The sequence below is a fragment of the Paraburkholderia sp. JHI2823 genome, assembly GCF_038900695.1.
In the GTDB taxonomy this organism is placed as follows: Bacteria; Pseudomonadota; Gammaproteobacteria; order Burkholderiales; family Burkholderiaceae; genus Paraburkholderia; species Paraburkholderia mimosarum.
Genome location: NZ_JAYMRY010000002.1, coordinates 272,225 through 289,375 on the forward strand (window position 1 = coordinate 272,225; position 17,151 = coordinate 289,375).

The 17,151-nt window shown below is 66.1% G+C and carries 17 protein-coding genes; 12 read left to right on the forward strand and 5 right to left on the reverse strand.

The window, feature by feature from the left end:
* Positions 1 to 10: 10 nt before the first annotated feature.
* The 3 genes from VSR34_RS03755 to VSR34_RS03765 all read right to left on the reverse strand — a co-directional run bounded on the left by VSR34_RS03755 (position 11) and on the right by VSR34_RS03765 (position 3,339).
* Positions 11 to 625 (reverse strand): LysE family translocator, encoded by a 615-nt coding sequence (locus tag VSR34_RS03755; RefSeq protein ID WP_028230028.1) that lies wholly within the window; start codon positions 623 to 625, stop codon positions 11 to 13.
* 32 nt (positions 626 to 657) lie between these two features.
* Positions 658 to 1,224: an adenine phosphoribosyltransferase gene (locus VSR34_RS03760; RefSeq protein WP_028209352.1), complete on the reverse strand. Its 567-nt coding sequence runs from the start codon at positions 1,222 to 1,224 to the stop codon at positions 658 to 660.
* Between the two features lie 99 nt (positions 1,225 to 1,323).
* Entirely contained in the window at positions 1,324 to 3,339 is a 2,016-nt protein-coding gene (locus VSR34_RS03765; protein WP_342961899.1) for a cation:proton antiporter, read from the reverse strand.
* A gap of 197 nt (positions 3,340 to 3,536) precedes the next feature.
* On the opposite strand from VSR34_RS03765, the gene kdsD reads away from it, so the two are divergent.
* The 11 genes from kdsD (at position 3,537) to VSR34_RS03820 (ending at position 13,157) form a co-directional block, all read left to right on the forward strand.
* Positions 3,537 to 4,523, forward strand: coding sequence for an arabinose 5-phosphate isomerase KdsD (gene kdsD / locus VSR34_RS03770; protein WP_028209350.1), 987 nt, complete (start codon positions 3,537 to 3,539; stop codon positions 4,521 to 4,523).
* Positions 4,523 to 5,077 (forward strand): HAD family hydrolase, encoded by a 555-nt coding sequence (locus tag VSR34_RS03775; RefSeq protein ID WP_028230026.1) that lies wholly within the window; start codon positions 4,523 to 4,525, stop codon positions 5,075 to 5,077. The genes kdsD and VSR34_RS03775 overlap by 1 nt, the downstream gene beginning before the upstream one ends.
* Positions 5,074 to 5,673 carry an LPS export ABC transporter periplasmic protein LptC gene (gene lptC, locus VSR34_RS03780; RefSeq protein ID WP_028209348.1) on the forward strand — a complete coding sequence of 200 codons (600 nt, stop codon included), beginning with the start codon at positions 5,074 to 5,076 and terminating at the stop codon, positions 5,671 to 5,673. The genes VSR34_RS03775 and lptC overlap by 4 nt, the downstream gene beginning before the upstream one ends.
* A gap of 31 nt (positions 5,674 to 5,704) precedes the next feature.
* Positions 5,705 to 6,400 (forward strand): lipopolysaccharide transport periplasmic protein LptA, encoded by a 696-nt coding sequence (gene lptA, locus VSR34_RS03785; RefSeq protein ID WP_028230025.1) that lies wholly within the window; start codon positions 5,705 to 5,707, stop codon positions 6,398 to 6,400.
* Positions 6,401 to 6,420: 20 nt separating this feature from the next.
* Positions 6,421 to 7,188: an LPS export ABC transporter ATP-binding protein gene (gene lptB / locus VSR34_RS03790; protein WP_154671141.1), complete on the forward strand. Its 768-nt coding sequence runs from the start codon at positions 6,421 to 6,423 to the stop codon at positions 7,186 to 7,188.
* A 285-nt stretch (positions 7,189 to 7,473) separates the two neighbouring features.
* The gene (locus VSR34_RS03795) at positions 7,474 to 8,991 is read left to right on the forward strand and encodes an RNA polymerase factor sigma-54 (RefSeq protein ID WP_028230024.1); all 1,518 of its coding nucleotides are present in this window, start codon (positions 7,474 to 7,476) and stop codon (positions 8,989 to 8,991) included.
* 173 nt (positions 8,992 to 9,164) lie between these two features.
* The gene (gene raiA / locus VSR34_RS03800) at positions 9,165 to 9,521 is read left to right on the forward strand and encodes a ribosome-associated translation inhibitor RaiA (RefSeq protein ID WP_028209344.1); all 357 of its coding nucleotides are present in this window, start codon (positions 9,165 to 9,167) and stop codon (positions 9,519 to 9,521) included.
* Positions 9,522 to 9,862: 341 nt separating this feature from the next.
* Positions 9,863 to 10,318: a PTS IIA-like nitrogen regulatory protein PtsN gene (ptsN, locus tag VSR34_RS03805; protein WP_028201860.1), complete on the forward strand. Its 456-nt coding sequence runs from the start codon at positions 9,863 to 9,865 to the stop codon at positions 10,316 to 10,318.
* 195 nt (positions 10,319 to 10,513) lie between these two features.
* Positions 10,514 to 11,482: an HPr(Ser) kinase/phosphatase gene (gene hprK, locus VSR34_RS03810; protein WP_028209343.1), complete on the forward strand. Its 969-nt coding sequence runs from the start codon at positions 10,514 to 10,516 to the stop codon at positions 11,480 to 11,482.
* Between the two features lie 103 nt (positions 11,483 to 11,585).
* Positions 11,586 to 12,479: an RNase adapter RapZ gene (gene rapZ, locus VSR34_RS03815; RefSeq protein ID WP_342961900.1), complete on the forward strand. Its 894-nt coding sequence runs from the start codon at positions 11,586 to 11,588 to the stop codon at positions 12,477 to 12,479.
* 42 nt (positions 12,480 to 12,521) lie between these two features.
* On the forward strand, positions 12,522 to 13,157 hold the full coding sequence (locus VSR34_RS03820; RefSeq protein ID WP_028209341.1) for an LON peptidase substrate-binding domain-containing protein: 636 nt from the start codon (positions 12,522 to 12,524) through the stop codon (positions 13,155 to 13,157).
* Between the two features lie 50 nt (positions 13,158 to 13,207).
* On the opposite strand, the gene mutY is transcribed toward VSR34_RS03820, so the two are convergent.
* Together mutY and mutM are read right to left on the reverse strand one after the other, a co-directional pair.
* Positions 13,208 to 14,341 (reverse strand): A/G-specific adenine glycosylase, encoded by a 1,134-nt coding sequence (gene mutY, locus VSR34_RS03825; protein WP_081723310.1) that lies wholly within the window; start codon positions 14,339 to 14,341, stop codon positions 13,208 to 13,210.
* A gap of 14 nt (positions 14,342 to 14,355) precedes the next feature.
* Positions 14,356 to 15,186, reverse strand: a complete 831-nt coding sequence (gene mutM, locus VSR34_RS03830; RefSeq protein ID WP_028209339.1) for a bifunctional DNA-formamidopyrimidine glycosylase/DNA-(apurinic or apyrimidinic site) lyase — start codon at positions 15,184 to 15,186, stop codon at positions 14,356 to 14,358.
* Between the two features lie 122 nt (positions 15,187 to 15,308).
* Here mutM and VSR34_RS03835 point away from each other — a divergent pair, with 122 nt between their 5' ends.
* Positions 15,309 to 17,123, forward strand: a complete 1,815-nt coding sequence (locus tag VSR34_RS03835) for a tetratricopeptide repeat protein (protein ID WP_342961901.1) — start codon at positions 15,309 to 15,311, stop codon at positions 17,121 to 17,123.
* Positions 17,124 to 17,151 lie beyond the last annotated feature (28 nt).

Here is a 17,151-nt window from a genome sequence, read left to right on the forward strand (position 1 = left end):
ACTCCGTAGATCAGTCACGCAGGGCGATTCGAATGCCAATAGCGATAAAGGTGAGGCCCGCAAGGCGATCGAGCCACACGCCCGCGCGCGGGCGGCGCTTGAGCCAGCCGCCGATCGTGCCCGCACAGAGCCCGAAGATCGAGAACACCACGACCGTCTGCGCCATGAACACGAGGCCGAGTTCGAGCATCTGCAGGGTGACGCTCTGTGCGCCGTGCGCGTCGACGAACTGCGGCAGGAACACGACGAAGAACAGCGTCACTTTCGGATTCAGCATGTTGCCGAGCACGCTCTGGCGAAAGATCGCCAAAAGCGGCTGGCGCGGCCGGTCGCCCGCGGCGGCGAGGCCCTGGCTCTTGAGCGCCTTCACGCCGATCCACACGAGATACGCGGCGCCCGCGAGCTTGAGGATCTGGAACGCGAGTGGCGACGCGCGCAGGACAGCGGCCACGCCGAGGGCGGCGAGCGTGGTATGGAACGTCACGCCCGCGGCGAAACCGAGCGCGGCCACGAGACCAGCGGCGCGGCCCTGCGAAATGCCGCGCGCGAGCACCTGGAGGTTGTCGGGGCCCGGCGCGAAGGTAATGGCGAGGGACGTGGCGAGAAAGAGCGCGAAATTCGGCATGAGATCGACTCGTAACGGTGTGCGTTCGGGTTTCAGTGGCCGCCGAAGGCGGTGACGGTGAAGAGCGGCAGGCCCGCCTCGGTCAGCAGCTTCGAGCCGCCCAGCTCCGGCAGGTCGATGATCGCGGCGCCCTCCACCACGGACGCGCCGAGGCGTTCGAGCAGCAGCTTGCCGGCCATCATGGTGCCACCGGTGGCGATCAGGTCGTCGACGATCACGACCCGGTCGCCCTTGCCGCAAGCATCCTCGTGGATCTCGACGGTCGCTTCGCCGTATTCGAGCTTGTAGGTCTCGGAGACGGTCTTGTACGGCAGCTTGCCGATCTTGCGGATCGGAATGAAGCCCACGTTCAGCTCGTACGCGACGATCGGCCCGATGATGAAGCCGCGCGCGTCGAGCCCCGCCACGTAGTCGAGCTTCGCGTCCACGTAGCGCTCGACGAACAGGTCGATCAGCACGCGCAGCCCCTTCGGGTCGCCGATGAGCGGCGTGATATCGCGGAACTGCACGCCGGGCTGTGGCCAGTCCGGCACCGTGCGGATCAGGCTGTTCACGAACTGGGCGGCTTGCGCGCTCGGATTCGCAGGTGCGTTGGACATGATTTCTCCGGGTATTGACGGGATAAAGAACAGTAGGGCGTATAAACGGGGCAGGACCTTTGCATGGGCGGTCGCCAGCCAGCGATCCTGGCGGCCGCGTCAGGCCGCCGCCGCGCCCGCACCAGCGGCGCCCGGCTTGCGGTGCCGGGAGAGCCGCTCCTCGGCCAGCGCGAGTTGCTCGGGCAGGCCGCGCAGCACGACGATGTCGGCTTCGCGCAGCTTCGTCGACGGGTCCGGCTCGACGCCGCGAATGCCGTGGCGGCGGATCGCCGTCACCTCGACACCGAGCTCGACAAGCCCCAGGTCCGCGAGCGTGCGGCCCACGGCGTCGGCGCGCTCGTCGACCGGTACGGATTGTAGCCGCACCTGCTCGTGACCGTCCTCGCCCACATCGTCGGTGCCGTGGAAGTAGCCGCGCAGGAGGCTGTAACGTTCGTCGCGCAGTTCCTCGACGCGACGCACCACGCGCCGCATCGGCACGCCCATCAGCACCAGCATGTGCGAGGCGAGCATCAGGCTGCCTTCCACGATCTCGGGAATCACCTCGGTCGCGCCCGCGGCGAGCAGGCGTTCGAGATCGGCGTCGTCGACGGTGCGCACGATCACGGGCAAGGTGGGCTCCAGTTCGTGAATGTGATGGAGCACGCGAAAGGCCGACTGCGTATTGGCATAGGTGATCGCCACCGCAGCCGCGCGGTGGATGCCCGCGGCGACGAGCGACTCGCGCCGCGCGGCATCGCCGAACACCACCGACTCGCCCGCCGCCCCCGCGGCCGCCACGCGGTCGGGGTCGAGGTCGAGCGCGACGTACGAGAGGCCCTCGTACTCGAGCATGCGCGCGAGGTTCTGCCCCGCGCGGCCATATCCGCACACGATCACGTGGCCGCTTTGCTTGATGCTTTGCGTGGCGATGCGCGTCATCATCAGCGACTGCTGCATCCATTCCGTCGAGGAAAGGCGCAGTACGATGCGGTCGGCGTTCTGGATCAGGAACGGCGCGGCGAGCATGGAAAGCAGCATGGCCGCGAGGATCGCCTGCAGGAGCGTCGGATCGACGAGATGCCGGTCGAGAATGAGGTTCAGCAGCACGAAGCCGAATTCGCCGGCCTGCGCGAGGCCGAGACCCGTGCGCATCGCCACGCCCGGCGAGGCGCCGAACATGCGCGTGAGCGCCGTGATGAGCACGGCCTTGAGCACGACCGGCCCGACCAGGAAGCCCGCCACCATGAGGGGGTGCTGCCAGATCACGTGCGGGTTGAGCAGCATGCCCGTGGTCACGAAGAAAAGGCCGAGCAGCACGTCGCGAAACGGCTTGATGTCCTCTTCCACCTGATGCCGGTACGGCGTCTCGGCGATCAGCATGCCCGCGATGAAGGCGCCGAGCGCGAGCGAGAGGCCGAACTTGTCGGTGATGAACGCGGCGCCCAGCGTGACGAGCAGCACGTTGAGCACGAACAGTTCCTGCGAGCGGCGCCGCGCGACCACGTTGAACCAGCGCGTCATGAACTTCTGCCCCACGATGAGCAGAATGCCGAGCGCGAGCACGATCTTCACGGCGGCCATGCCGAGCGACTCGAAGAGCGACGCCGAGGAGCCGCCGAACGCCGCGATCACGATGAGGAGCGGCACCACGGCCAGATCCTGGAACAGCAGCACGCCCAGAATGTTGCGGCCGTGCTCCGATTCGATCTCGAGCCGCTCGGACAGCATCTTGCTGACGATGGCCGTGGACGACATGGCGAGCGCGCCGCCCAGCGCGACGCACGCCTGCCAGGTGATATGCACCCACGGCTCCAGCACGAGCCCGAGCAGGAGCGCCACCAGGATCGTGCCCATCACCTGCGAGAGACCGAGGCCGAACACCGCATGGCGCATGGCGCGCAGCTTCGAGAGCGAGAACTCGAGGCCGATGGAGAACATCAGGAACACGACGCCGAACTCGGCCAGGTTCTGCGCGCCGTGCGTATCCGGCACGATGCCGAGCGCGCGCGGGCCCACGAGGATGCCGACCGTGAGGTAGCCGAGCATCGGCGGCAGATTCAGATAGCGGAACAGGACGACGCCGACCACCGAGGCGAGCAGCAGGAACAGCGTCATTTCCAGCGGGGAGATCATCGTGTGGAGCGTCCTCGTTCGTCAGCCGCGGTTTGCATGAGCGGCGATGCAAAATCTGCCCCGCGCCGTCTCAATGATCGACGCAAAGGCGGCTCAATGGGAAGGGCTGCGGGAGAAACTGCGGGGCGGCGCGCGCACGAGGTTTTCGCGCTGGGGGCGCCGGCGCGGCGCGCAGACGCCTTTGCTATACTCCGCGGATGATAGCGAAAATCAATGGCGATCGGGCACTGAAGCTCGCTCGCGACGTGCTCGACACCGAAGCCGACGCCGTGCGCGGGCTTCGCGACCGGCTCGACGACAGCTTCGTCAGCGCGGTCGATCTCATCCTCAGCTGCCGCGGCCGCGTGGTCGTTTCCGGCATCGGCAAATCGGGCCACATTGCCCGCAAGCTCGCGGCCACGCTCGCTTCCACCGGCACCCCTGCGTTCTTCGTGCATCCGGCCGAAGCCAGTCACGGCGACCTCGGCATGGTCACCGCCGAAGACGTGTTCATCGGCCTGTCGAACTCCGGCGAATCCGAAGAGCTCGTGGCGATCCTGCCGCTCGTCAAGCGCATCGGCGCGAAGCTGATCGGCATGACGGGCAATCGCCCGCAATCGACGCTCGGCAAACTCTCCGACGTGCATCTCGACGCAGGCGTGGAAAAGGAAGCCTGCCCGCTGAACCTCGCGCCGACCGCGAGCACCACGGCGGCGCTCGCCTTGAGCGACGCGCTCGCGGTCGCGGTGCTCGACGCGCGCGGCTTCGGCGCCGACGACTTCGCGCGCTCGCACCCGGGCGGCGCGCTGGGCCGGCGCCTCCTCACCTACGTGCGTGACGTGATGCGCACCGGCGACGAAATTCCAAAAGTGCGCGACGACGTAACCGTGCGCGACGCCCTCTTCCAGCTGACGGCCAAGCGTATGGGCATGACGGCGATCGTCGGCGCGGACAACCGCGTGGAAGGCATTTTCACCGACGGCGACCTGCGCCGCGTGCTGGAGCGCGTCGGCGATTTCCGCGACCTGCCGATCGCGCAGGTCATGACCCGCGCCCCGCGCACCATCGGCCCGGACCAGCTCGCAGTCGAAGCCGTGGAACTGATGGAGCGACATCGCATCAATCAGATGCTGGTCGTCGATGCCGAGGGCACGCTGATCGGCGCGCTCAACATGCACGACCTGTTCTCCAAGAAGGTAATCTGATGGCACTCCCCCTCGACGCGACCGCGCGCGCAGCGCGTGTGCGGCTCATGATCTTCGACGTCGACGGTGTGCTCACCGACGGCGGCCTGCTCTTCACCGGCGCGGGCGACACCATGAAGGCGTTCAACTCGCTGGACGGCCACGGCGCGAAGCTCCTGCGCGTGGCCGGCATCGACACGGCCATCATCACCGGGCGCCGCTCGGAGATCGTCGCCATGCGCGCGAAGGAGCTGAAGATCACGCACCTGTGGCAGGGCGTGGAAGACAAGCGCGTGGCGTTCGCCGAGCTGCTGTCGCAAACGGGCATCGCGCCCGAAGCGTGCGGCTACATGGGCGACGACTGGCCCGACCTCGGCGTGATGCTCCAGTGCGGCTTCGCGGCCGCGCCCGCGAACGCCCATCCCGACGTGCTTTCGCGCGCCCACTGGGTGTCCGACAAGGTGGGCGGCCACGGCGCCGTGCGCGAAGTCGCCGACCTGATCCTGCGCGCGCAGAACCGCTATGAGTCCATGCTCGCCGAGGCCTGCGCGCCGCTGTCCGGGATGCCGCGATGAACCAGAAGTTCCGCCTCACCTCGCTCGTGCCGCTCGTGTGCGTGGCCGCGCTCGCCGGCTTCACGTGGTGGCTGCTGCAGGCCGTCCAGCCGCGCGAAAAAGAGGCGGCGCCGCGTCCGCTCACGCATACGCCCGACTATTTCGCCGACAACTTCTCGGTCTCCGAGCTCGATCAGTCCGGCGCGACGCAGTACCGGCTCACCGCCACGCACATGGTTCACTACGAGGACGACGAGAACAGCGACCTCACGAATCCGGCCGTGCGCGCGTTCCAGCCGGGCAAGCCGATCGTGACGGCCACGGGCGAGCGCGGCACGGTCAATGCCGACGCCTCGATCGTGAACCTGTACGACAACGCGCGCATCCTGCGGGCGGCCGGCGCCGGCGATCCGGAAATGCAGGCTGACTCGGAGCATTTCAAAGTGCTGGTGAACGACGATGTGATCCTGACCGAAAAGCCGGTTAAACTTCGTCGCGGCCAGTCGGTCATGACGGCCACCAGCGGCATGAACTACAACAACGTCACCCGGGTCATCCAGCTCTTCGGCAACGTCCGCGGAGCCATCGCCCCGGCTGACTCCGGCGGCTCGTCCTGAGCGCCGGGCCGTCCACGCAAGGCATGATTGCATGAACGATTCGCTTCCCCGTCCTCTGAACGGCCGTTCGCCCGAAGCGCGCCGCGCCCTGTTCGCGGCGCTGTCGGCGCTCGCGCTGCTGCTCGGCGGCCTCGCGCCCGCGGCCCACGCCGAGCGCGCCGACAAGGACAAGCCGCTCAATATCGAAGCGGACAACATGACGTATGACGATCTGAAGCAGCAGACCATCTTCACCGGCCACGTGGTCGCCACCAAGGGTACGATTCTCATCAAGGCCGACAAGGTCGTCGTCACGCAGGACCCGCAGGGCTACCAGTTCGCGACGGGCACCGTCGCGCCGGGCACGCCGGCCGAGAAGCTCGCCTATTTCCGCCAGAAGCGCGAGGGCCTCGACGAATACGTCGACGGCACCGCCGAGCGCATCGACTACGACGGCAGGCAAGACCTCACCACGCTCACGACGCGCGCCACGGTGCGCCGCCTGCAGGGCCTCTCGACGGTGATGGACCAGGTCCACGGCAGCGTCGTCACCTACGACGGCCAGAACGACTTCTATACGGCAAGATCGGGCAAGGACGTCGCCGGCCCCGGCAACCCCGGCGGCCGCGTGCGGGCCATGCTCTCGCCGCGCACCACAGGAGCGCCGGCCGCCGGCGCGCAGCCGGGCGCGGGCGCCCCCGCCACGCTCACGCCGTCCACCACGCTGCAGGGAGCGCCGCAACAGTGAACACCGTCACCGCCCCCCAAATCCATGGCCGCCAGCTCGCCGGCAAGACGAGCTCGCTCGTCGTGCGCAACCTGAAGAAGCGCTATGGCTCGCGCACGGTCGTCAAGGACGTTTCGCTCGACGTGAAAAGTGGCGAAGTGGTCGGGCTGCTCGGGCCCAACGGCGCCGGCAAGACCACCTCGTTCTACATGATCGTAGGTCTCGTGCCGCTCGATGCCGGCGAGATCGATCTCGACGGCCAGTCCATCAGCCTGCTGCCGATCCACAAGCGCGCGGCGCTCGGCCTCTCGTATTTGCCGCAGGAAGCTTCGGTGTTCCGCAAGCTCACCGTGGAAGAGAACATCCGCGCAGTGCTCGAGTTGCAGGTGGACGGCAACGGCAAACGTCTGTCGAAAGACGTGATCAGCGAGCGCACGGATGCGCTGCTCGACGAGCTGCAGATCGCGCATTTGCGCGATAACCCGGCGCTCTCGCTTTCCGGTGGCGAGCGCCGCCGTGTGGAAATTGCACGCGCCCTCGCAACCGACCCGAGCTTCATCCTGCTCGACGAGCCGTTCGCGGGCGTCGACCCGATCGCCGTGCTCGAAATCCAGAAGATCGTGAAGTTCCTCAAGCAGCGCAACATCGGCGTGCTGATCACGGACCACAACGTGCGCGAGACGCTCGGCATCTGCGATCACGCGTACATCATCAGCGACGGCTCGGTGCTCGCGGCCGGCGCGCCCGGCGACATCATCGAGAACGAAAGTGTGCGCCGCGTCTATCTCGGCGAGCACTTCCGCATGTAAGCCCACGGGCGCGCCCCGCGCGCCCGCCCGCCGGCCCGTAGCCCGGCGCTGCTCACGAGGCGTGAGCGATCCGCTTTCCCGTTGTCAGGCAGGCGCCACGTCTGCTTTCCCCGCGTCATTCCGCCGTGCCCGCCGTGCCCCTAAAGAGTGCATGGCGCGACGTGCGCCGTCCCTCGTTTGCGCACCAAATTCCGGGGACCCGACGGCGCGGCAAACGCTCGTTTTTGCGAATGTCTCGTGGTTTCGCCCGCGTGGCAAACTCTTTACAATGGTTCGCACACCGCCATGAAAGCCAGCCTCCAACTCCGCCTTTCGCAGCATCTTGCGCTCACCCCCCAACTGCAACAGTCCATCCGGCTGCTGCAGCTGTCGACGCTCGAACTGCAGCAGGAGGTGGCGACGGCGATCGCGCAGAACCCGCTGCTCGAAAACGAGGACGACTGGATCGCGAGCCCGCTGCGCGTAGCCGCAGACGGCTCGGTCATCGCGCAGCCGCCCGCGCCCTCGGGCGCGGAGCCGATGCAGGGCGCGAACACGTCCAGCACGGCGTCCAACGGCAGCAGCGAAAGCAGTGAGAGCGAGCCGCGGGGCGTGGACGAATACGACGGCCTCGGCGGCGACGCGAACGGCGACGCCAGCCAGTGGAACCTCGACGACTACGGCCGCTCAGGCAACGCCTCCGACGACGACGACCTGCCGCCGCTGCAGATCCACGAATCGACCACGACGTTGCGCGATCATCTGATGGCGCAGCTGCGCGAAACGAATGCGAGTCCGCGCGATCGCGCGCTGATCACGTTCCTCATCGAATCGCTCGATGAAGACGGCTATCTCAGCGCGACGTGCGAGGAAATCCTTGCGGACATCCCCGCAGAGCTGGAGGTCGATGGCGACGAGCTCAACGCGGCGCTCGCGCTCCTGCACAGCTTCGACCCCGCTGGTGTGGGCGCGCGTTCGGCCTCCGAGTGCCTCAAGCTCCAGCTGCTGCGCGTCAATTCGTCGCCCACGCGCACGCTCGCGCTAGAGATCGTGTCGCATCATCTGGAACTGCTCGCCGCGCGCGACTTCACGCGGCTGCGCAAGCAGCTGAAGACGGGCGACGACGAACTGCGCGACGCGCATACGCTGATCCGTTCGCTGGAGCCGTTTCCGGGTGCGTCGTACGGCAAGGCCGAAGCCGATTACGTGGTGCCGGACATCATCGTGAAGAAGAGCGGCCAGAACTGGCATGCGGAGCTGAACCCCGAGGTGGTGCCGAAGCTGCGCATCAACCATTTGTACGCGAATATCCTGCGCAACAACCGCGGCGATCCGGGCAGCGGCTCGCTGCGCCAGCAGTTGCAGGAAGCGCGCTGGCTCATCAAGAACATCCAGCAGCGCTTCGAGACGATCCTGCGCGTCGCGCAGGCTATCGTCGAGCGTCAGAAGAACTTTTTTGCACATGGCGAAATCGCCATGCGCCCCTTGGTTTTGAGGGAGATTGCTGATACGCTGGGCCTACACGAATCAACTGTCTCGCGTGTGACAACCGGTAAATACATGCTGACTCCATTCGGGACACTTGAATTTAAGTACTTCTTCGGATCGCACGTATCGACGGACACCGGCGGCGCTGCATCGTCCACCGCCATCCGCGCTCTCATCAAGCAACTCATAGGAGCCGAGAACACCAAATCTCCTCTTTCAGACAGCCGCATCGCCGAACTGCTGGCGGAACAGGGCTTCGTTGTCGCGCGACGCACAGTCGCGAAGTATCGCGAAGCGCTGAAGATCCCGGCAGTTAATCTGCGCAAGTCTCTTTAGCCTGTTCCGCCTTTCACGGAGCAGGCGTTTTCCGGCCGCTACGCCCGTTGGCGGAAATGGCCGGCCGAGCTAGCCCGTCGTCGCAGGCCTTTCGGGGAGCCTCGCACAGGCAGACAGTCGACCGGCATTGCCGCGCTTCACGCGTCCCGCGGCCATCAGCCTGGAGAAGCACTATGAATCTGAAGATCAGTGGACACCATCTCGAAGTTACGCCAGCGTTGCGAGAATACGTGATCACCAAACTGGACAGGGTGCTAAGACATTTCGATCAGGTAATCGATGGCAATGTGGTCCTCTCGGTCGACAACCATAAGGAAAAGGATAAGAGACAGAAGGTCGAAGTGAACCTTCATCTGAAAGGCAAGGACATTTTTGTGGAGAGCGCGAACGGCGACATGTACGCCGCCATCGATCTCGTGGTCGACAAGCTGGACCGCCAGGTCGTCCGTCACAAGGACCGCGTGCAGGGACATCAGCACGAGGCGATCAAGCATCAACCCGCGCCCATTATCGAGGTCCCGCCGCAATGAGCCTCGTGGCGATTCTCGCCATGAGCCGGAGCCGGAGTCGATAAGTTCATCCTCCGTCCGCTGAAGCGAAGCCGCCCGAACCGGGCGGCTTTTTCGTGGATGTGTGCAACCTGTGTTTTTGCCGGCGGTGCAACCGGGGAACAAAGGTTGCGCTCATGCGTGGCGCATCGCACCATCGGCATGGACGCTTGTTCTATAATGGTCCAGTCGTTTTCGGGGTCTTACGCACGAACAAGTCCCCATGGTCCCGGCATCGGGCTTCGTAGCCGGATCCAATGCTTCCGCGAAGGCGGGCAGTTGCTGGGGTGAGGAGCATTCAGGCCACGTTTTCGCCTGCCAACATGAATCGTTTAGCCAAAATACTTCCCATCGAGAACGTCGTCGTCGGTCTGTCCGTTACCAGCAAGAAACGCGTCTTCGAACAGGCTGGCCTGATCTTCGAAAACCAGAACGGCATCGCCCGCAGCACGGTTACCGACAATCTTTTCGCGCGCGAGCGTCTAGGCTCCACGGGCCTCGGCGAAGGCGTCGCCATTCCGCATGGCCGCATCAAGGGCCTCAAGCAGCCGCAGGCCGCCTTCGTGCGCCTCGCCGAGCCTATCGCCTTCGAAGCGCCGGACGGCCAGCCCGTCTCGCTACTCATCTTCCTGCTCGTGCCCGAACAGGCCACGCAGCAGCATCTTGAAATCCTGTCCGAGATCGCACAACTGTTGTCGGACCGCGAAACGCGTGAACGCCTCCATACGGAAGAGGACCGCGAAACATTGCATCGCCTGCTCACCCAGTGGCAACCTTGATCTAAGCGCGGCGTCTCGCGGGCGCGCGAAACGCGGTTCGCGCGGCCGACGGGCGCGCTCGACACGCGTTGCATGGGTGAAGCGCAAGGCCCCGAGTGCCGTTAATCATCCAGGTCGCATGGTTTGTTCCGCCCGCAGCCTGAATCAGCAGTTCAGTCAGCCGTTAAGCGAGCCCTCTCGCGGAGTCACCGACTCATGGACACTTCCAGCATCAACGCCCAAAGCATCTTCGACGACAACGCCACCACGCTGAAGCTCAGCTGGCTGACGGGGCACGAAGGCTGGGAACGCGGCTTCTCCACGGAAACGGTGGCCACGGCCACGGCGAGCGCCGACCTCGTCGGCCACCTCAACCTCATCCACCCGAACCGCATCCAGGTGCTCGGCGACGCCGAGGTCCACTACTACCAGCGCCAGACCGACGAAGACCGCTCGCGCCACATGGCCGAGTTGATCGCGCTCGAACCGCCCTTCCTCGTGGTCGCCGACGGCATGACCGCGCCGCCCGAACTGGTGCTGCGCTGTACGCGCTCCTCGACGCCGCTCTTCACCACGCCGATGTCGGCGGCCACCGTCATCGACAGCCTGCGCCTCTACATGTCGCGCATTCTCGCGCCGCGCGCGACGCTGCACGGCGTGTTCCTCGACATCCTCGGCATGGGCGTGCTGCTCACCGGCGACTCGGGCCTCGGTAAAAGCGAACTGGGTCTGGAGTTGATCAGCCGTGGACACGGCCTCGTGGCCGACGACGCCGTGGACTTCGTGCGCCTCGGCCCCGATTTCGTCGAAGGCCGCTGCCCGCCGCTCTTGCAGAATCTGCTCGAAGTGCGGGGCCTCGGTCTTCTCGATATCAAGACGATCTTCGGTGAAACGGCCGTGCGCCGGAAGATGAAGCTCAAGCTCATCGTGCAACTGGTGCGCCGCCCGGACGGCGAGTTCCAGCGCCTGCCGCTGGAGAGCCAGACGGTCGACGTGCTGGGACTGCCCATCAGCAAGGTCACGATCCAGGTGGCCGCGGGCCGCAACCTCGCCGTGCTGGTCGAGGCCGCCGTGCGCAACACGATTCTGCAATTGCGCGGCATCGACACGCTGCGCGACTTCATGGACCGTCAGCGTCTCGCCATGCAGGATCCCGACAGCCAGTTTCCCGGCAAGCTGATCTGACGCTACCGCGCGGCCGGTCAACACACGCCGCGCGGCCCGGAGCGCCAATACGGGCGCGCGTATCGGATGCTATGATGACCCAATCGGGTTCATCGACTTTCCCATGCGTATCATCCTGATCACCGGCATTTCGGGCTCCGGCAAGTCAGTGGCGCTCAACGCGCTCGAAGACGTCGGTTACTTCTGCGTCGACAATCTGCCGCCGCGCTTTCTGCCTCAGCTCGCGCAATATTTGAGCGACGACGGTTACGAGCGCCTGGCGGTTGCCATCGACGCGCGCTCGAGCGCCTCGTTCGACGATATGCCGGAGATGATCCGCGACCTCGCGCTGCGCCACGACGTGCGCGTGCTGTTCCTCAACGCGAGCACGCAATCGCTCATTCAGCGCTTTTCGGAAACGCGCCGCCGCCATCCGCTGTCGGGCTCCGTCGCCCACGACGCCAATGTGGGCATGCTCAAGTCGCTGGAAGAAGCGATCGAGCACGAGCGCGAACTCGTCTCGAACCTCGCCGAATTCGGCCATCAGGTCGATACGAGCAATCTCAGCGCGAACGCGCTGCGCCAGTGGGTGAAGATCTTCGTCGAGGGCGAGCGCGGCTCGCTCATGCTCACGTTCGAATCGTTCGGCTTCAAGCGCGGCGTGCCGCTCGACGCGGACCTCGTATTCGACGTGCGCACGCTGCCGAACCCGCATTACGACGCCCGCTTGCGCCCCCTCACCGGACTCGATCGGCCCGTGATCGACTTTCTCAGCGCGCAGCCGGCCGTTCACGAAATGATCGACGATGTGTACGCGTTCGTTGCGAAGTGGCTGCCGCATTTTCGCGCCGACAACCGCAGCTATCTGACCGTCGCGATTGGATGCACCGGCGGCCAGCATCGCTCGGTGTACATCGCCCAGACGCTCGCCACGCGCTTTGCCGGCGGGGCGAACGTTATCGTGCGTCACCGCGACGCGCCTCTCGATGTCGGAGAGTCGTCACGGCTGATCGCCTAACCGGCTGCGCATCGCGCGGCCCTTAACCGAAAGCGTTGCGCTATGTCCTCGTCTCCTGCCGTGCTTGCCGATTTGCCGCTGTTTCCGCTGCATACGGTGCTCTTCCCCGGCGGCCTGCTGCCGCTCAAGATCTTCGAAGCGAGATACCTGGACATGGCGAGCGAGTGCCTGCGCGAGCACACGCCGTTCGGCGTGTGCCTGCTCAAGAGCGGCGCCGAGGTCGCGCAACCCGACGAGCCTGCCGTGCCTGAGACCGTTGGCTGCCTCGCCGTCATCGAGCAATGTGATGTCGAAACCGTCGGCATGCTGCACATCCAGGCGCACGGCACCCAGCGCTTTCACCTGCTCTCGCACCGCGTGCAGGCCGACGGCCTGCTCGTGGGCATGGCCGAGTTGCTCCCCGAAGACATACCGCTCGAAGGCGGCGAACAGCTCGCGAAGTTCGGCGCGTGCTCGGAAGTGCTCGAGCGGATCATCGCGACGATACGCGAGCGCGACCCGGCGAGCCTGCCGTTCGCGGAGCCGTTCCGCTTCGACGATCCCACGTGGGTGTCGAACCGTCTCGCCGAAGTGCTGCCAATTCCACTGCGCGCGCGCCAGAAGCTCATGGAGCTGAACGACGCGGGCGCGCGCATCGACATCGTGCATCACTACATGCAGCAGCATCAGTTGCTTTGAAGACGGGCTGAAGCCGATCTGGGCCGGCCTCGCGCCGACTCAGCGCCGACTCAGATCAGCGGTCCACGCAACCCGTCGAGCAATTTGCGCACAGGCGCGGGCACGCCATACGCGTCGATCTCGCCCAGCGGCACCCATGCGGTTTGCGTTTCGTTCGCTTCGAGCAACGCCGCTTCGCCCTGCAGTTCAACGACTCGCGGTTCGATGTCGAGCTTGAAATGCGTGAACGTGTGCGCGAGCGGCGCGAGCGGCGAAGCCGCCGCCGCGCGCTCGCGGCTCGCGCCCAACGCCTGCGCGCGCTCGGCGAGCGCCGCTTCGTCGGCGGCTTCGGGCAAGCTCCACAATCCGCCCCAGATGCCCGATGGCGGGCGCTTCTCCAGCATGACCGCGTCGCCGTCGAGCAGCACGAGCATCCAGGTGCGCCGCGTGGGCACGGTCTTCTTCGGGCGCGCGGCGGGCAGCTCGCGCTGGCGCCCCGTCGTCTTCGCCACACAGTCATCCGCAAACGGACAGCGCGCGCAGTCGGGCTTGCCCCGCCCACAGAGCGTCGCGCCCAGATCCATCAAGCCTTGCGTGTACGCGCTCACGTCGGCGTCGCTTGCCGTGGAACCCGGCACCAGCGATTCGGCCAGCGTCCACATCGCGTTCTCCACGCGCTTCTCGCCCGGAAAGCCTTCCACGCCGAACACGCGCGCGAGCACGCGCTTCACGTTGCCGTCGAGGATCGTGGCGCGCGCACCGAATGCGAACGACGCGATCGCCGCCGCGGTCGAGCGGCCGATGCCGGGAAGCTCCGCCAGCGCCTCGACCGTCGATGGAAACTTGCCGCCGTGCGTTTGCGCCACGACCTGCGCGCAGCGATGCAGGTTGCGCGCGCGCGAGTAGTAACCGAGGCCGGCCCAAAGGGCCATCACGTCGTCGTCGGGCGCGGCGGCGAGCGCCTCCACCGTGGGGAAGCGCTCGAGAAAGCGCGCGTAGTACGGAATCACGGTCGAGACCTGGGTCTGCTGCAACATGATTTCCGAGAGCCAGATGCGGTATGGGTCGCGCGTGTTCTGCCATGGCAGGTCGTGACGGCCATGCTCGCGCTGCCAGGCGATCAGACGTGGCGCGAAGCCCGTGAGCAGTTGTTGGGGATACGCGTTTTCAGGAAGCGCCGCGGACGCATTGGAAGTTCGGTACATGGAGAAGCTTGCGGTCAGCGCTGGCAGCGCGGACAGAAATAAGTGGAGCGCTGGCCCTGCACGATCTGCCTGATCGGCGTGCCGCACACGCGGCAGGGTTGGCCCGCACGGTCATAAACGAAGTATTCGAGCTGGAAATAGCCGCTTTCGCCATTGCTGCCGACGAAATCGCGCAGCGTGCTACCGCCCTTCTCGATGGCCGAGGCAAGCACGGCGCGCACGGCGTCCGCGAGGAGTTCGTAACGCGCGAGCGAGACGCGCCCCGCAGGGGTCGTCGGCCGGATTCCCGCGCGAAAGAGACTTTCCGAGGCGTAGATATTGCCCACGCCCACGACGATGTCGCCCGCGAGCAGCGCCTGTTTGACGGCGACCTTGCGACCGCGCGTCTCGCGATAGAGCAGCGCGCCGTCGAACGCAGGCGCGAATGGCTCGATGCCGAGCGTCGCCAGCAGCGGATGGCCCAGCACGTCGCCGGCTTCGCGCGGATGCCACAGCACGGCGCCGAAACGGCGCGGATCGCGAAAGCGTAGCGTGAAGTCGTCAAAGTACCAGTCGACATGATCGTGCTTTTCCGCAGCGGGCGGCTTGGGCAGATTGCGCAGCACGCGCAGCGTCCCGGTCATGCCGAGGTGCACGATGAACCAGCCGTCGTCGACTTCGAACAGCAGATACTTGCCGCGCCGCCCCACGGAACGGATCGTGTGACCGCGTAGCGTGCGCGCAAGCGTGGCCGGCACCGGCCAGCGCAAAGCGGGGTTGCGCACCTCCACGCGCTCGACCCGGCGGCCCGCGACCCACGGCTCGATCCCCCTTCGGGTAACTTCGACTTCTGGCAACTCTGGCATATCTCGCGGCCTGATTGGGATGCGGATCCGGGCTGGTCTACAACTTGCCCAAACGCGTGTGCGCGTTGTGCGCGTATTGTAGCCAGCGCGTTACAATCGACCGAAACATTCGACGGAATTCCATGGAACTGTCTTTCGTTAAGCTGTTCGCGAAGCGTCCCGCAACGCCCCGCGTGCCCTCCGCCATCGCGCGCCGCCTCGTCGGCGCCGCGGTTGTCGCGGCTTGGGCACTGACCACGTCGAGCGCGTACGCGCAGGATACGTCCGTCACGATGCCGGACGCCTTCGGCCCCGCGTCGCCCGACGAGAAGAAGGATCTGCCGGGCGTGCCGCTGTCGAGCCAGATCGTCTTCCAGGTGCTCGCCGCGGAAATCGCGCTGCAGCGCGACCAGCCCGCGCCCGCCTTCCAGACGTATCTCGCGCTTGCGCGCGATACGCACGACCCGCGTATGGCGCAGCGCGCCACCGAGATCGCGCTCGCGGCGCAAAGCCCTTCTGACGCACTGACGGCCGTGCAACTCTGGCAGCAGTACGCCCCCGATTCGGAACGCGCCGCGCAACTCGACGCCTCGCTGCTGGTGCTCGCCGGCAAGCCCGACGACGCCCAGCCGCTGCTCGCGCGCGAACTGGCGCGCGTGCCGGCCGACAGCCGGGGCCAGGCGATCCTCTCGCTGCAGCTTCTGCTTTCGCGCGGCCCCAATCGCGTGGGCGGCCTGAATGTGCTCAAGACGCTGCTCAAGAACGACATGAATCGTCCCGAGGCGCAGCTCGCGATCGGCCGCCAGCAACTGCTCGCCGACGACGTGCCGGGCGCGCGAAAGTCGTTCGAGCAGGCGCTCGCGCTCAAGGCCGACTACCTTCCTGCCGCGCTGATGCTGGCCCAGATGGGGCCGGAGGAGCGTGCCGAAGGCATCGCATCGATCGAAAGGTACGTCCAGCAGAACCCGAAGTCGCGTGAAGGCCGGCTTGCGCTCGCACAGACCTACCTCGCCGCCGACCGCCTCGACGACGCGCAAAAGCAGTTCGAGATCCTGCACAAGGAGAACGCGACCGACCTGATGCCGCTCATGGCGCTCGCGCTCATCAGCGTGCAGCAGAAGAAGTTCGACGCCGCCCAGAAGTACCTGGCGCAATACGCGCAGATCGCCGAGAAGAATCCGGCTGCGGACCCGGGCCAGGCCTATATCTACCTTGCGCAACTCTCGGTCGAGCAGAAGGATGACGCCGGCGCGCAAAAGTGGCTCGACAAGATTCAGCCCAATAGCCAGCAATACGTGCCGGCCCAGATCACGCGCGCCCAGATTCTCGACAAGGAAGGCAAGACCGACGCCGCGCGCCGCCAGCTCGCGAGCATCCAGGCCGACGACCCGCGCGACCAGGCGCTGATCGCACGCACCGATGCCGCGATCCTGTTCGACGCGAAGCGCTACCCGGAGGCCGAAGCGCGCCTCGCGAAGGCGACCGGCGACTTCCCGGAAGATCCCGATCTCACCTATGACTACGCGATGGCCGCCGAAAAGACCGGCCATTACGACGTCATGGAAGCGCAGCTGCGCAAGCTGATCAAGACGCAGCCCGACAATCCCCAGGCTTACAACGCGCTCGGCTACTCGCTCGCGGACCGCAACCAGCGCCTCCAGGAAGCCGACAAGCTCGTCGAGAAGGCCTCGGCGCTCGCGCCCGACGACGCGTTCATCATGGACAGCGTTGGCTGGGTGAAATTCCGCCTCGGCGACAACGCGAACGCAATCAAGCTGCTGCGCAAGGCGTACAGCCTCCAGCCGAACGCCGAAATTGGCGCGCACCTGGGCGAAGTGCTCTGGAAGAATGGCGACCAGGATGGCGCACGCGCGGCCTGGCGCGAGGCCCGCAAGCTCGAACCCGATAACGACACGCTCCTGAAGACGCTCAAGCGCTTGCAGGTCAACGATCTCTGATGGCAGATTTTTTCACGTCAGTTCCCCC

Excerpts from the sequence above, each read along its gene's own strand:
- VSR34_RS03755 (WP_028230028.1), bottom strand. The coding sequence starts at position 625 with ATGCCGAATTTCGCGCTCTTTCTCGCCACGTCCCTCGCCATTACCTTC.
- VSR34_RS03760 (WP_028209352.1), bottom strand. The coding sequence starts at position 1,224 with ATGTCCAACGCACCTGCGAATCCGAGCGCGCAAGCCGCCCAGTTCGTG.
- VSR34_RS03765 (WP_342961899.1), bottom strand. The coding sequence starts at position 3,339 with ATGATCTCCCCGCTGGAAATGACGCTGTTCCTGCTGCTCGCCTCGGTG.
- kdsD (WP_028209350.1), top strand. The coding sequence starts at position 3,537 with ATGATAGCGAAAATCAATGGCGATCGGGCACTGAAGCTCGCTCGCGAC.
- VSR34_RS03775 (WP_028230026.1), top strand. The coding sequence starts at position 4,523 with ATGGCACTCCCCCTCGACGCGACCGCGCGCGCAGCGCGTGTGCGGCTC.
- lptC (WP_028209348.1), top strand. The coding sequence starts at position 5,074 with ATGAACCAGAAGTTCCGCCTCACCTCGCTCGTGCCGCTCGTGTGCGTG.
- lptA (WP_028230025.1), top strand. The coding sequence starts at position 5,705 with ATGAACGATTCGCTTCCCCGTCCTCTGAACGGCCGTTCGCCCGAAGCG.
- VSR34_RS03795 (WP_028230024.1), top strand. The coding sequence starts at position 7,474 with ATGAAAGCCAGCCTCCAACTCCGCCTTTCGCAGCATCTTGCGCTCACC.
- raiA (WP_028209344.1), top strand. The coding sequence starts at position 9,165 with ATGAATCTGAAGATCAGTGGACACCATCTCGAAGTTACGCCAGCGTTG.
- ptsN (WP_028201860.1), top strand. The coding sequence starts at position 9,863 with ATGAATCGTTTAGCCAAAATACTTCCCATCGAGAACGTCGTCGTCGGT.
- hprK (WP_028209343.1), top strand. The coding sequence starts at position 10,514 with ATGGACACTTCCAGCATCAACGCCCAAAGCATCTTCGACGACAACGCC.
- rapZ (WP_342961900.1), top strand. The coding sequence starts at position 11,586 with ATGCGTATCATCCTGATCACCGGCATTTCGGGCTCCGGCAAGTCAGTG.
- VSR34_RS03820 (WP_028209341.1), top strand. The coding sequence starts at position 12,522 with ATGTCCTCGTCTCCTGCCGTGCTTGCCGATTTGCCGCTGTTTCCGCTG.
- mutY (WP_081723310.1), bottom strand. The coding sequence starts at position 14,341 with ATGTACCGAACTTCCAATGCGTCCGCGGCGCTTCCTGAAAACGCGTAT.
- mutM (WP_028209339.1), bottom strand. The coding sequence starts at position 15,186 with ATGCCAGAGTTGCCAGAAGTCGAAGTTACCCGAAGGGGGATCGAGCCG.
- VSR34_RS03835 (WP_342961901.1), top strand. The coding sequence starts at position 15,309 with ATGGAACTGTCTTTCGTTAAGCTGTTCGCGAAGCGTCCCGCAACGCCC.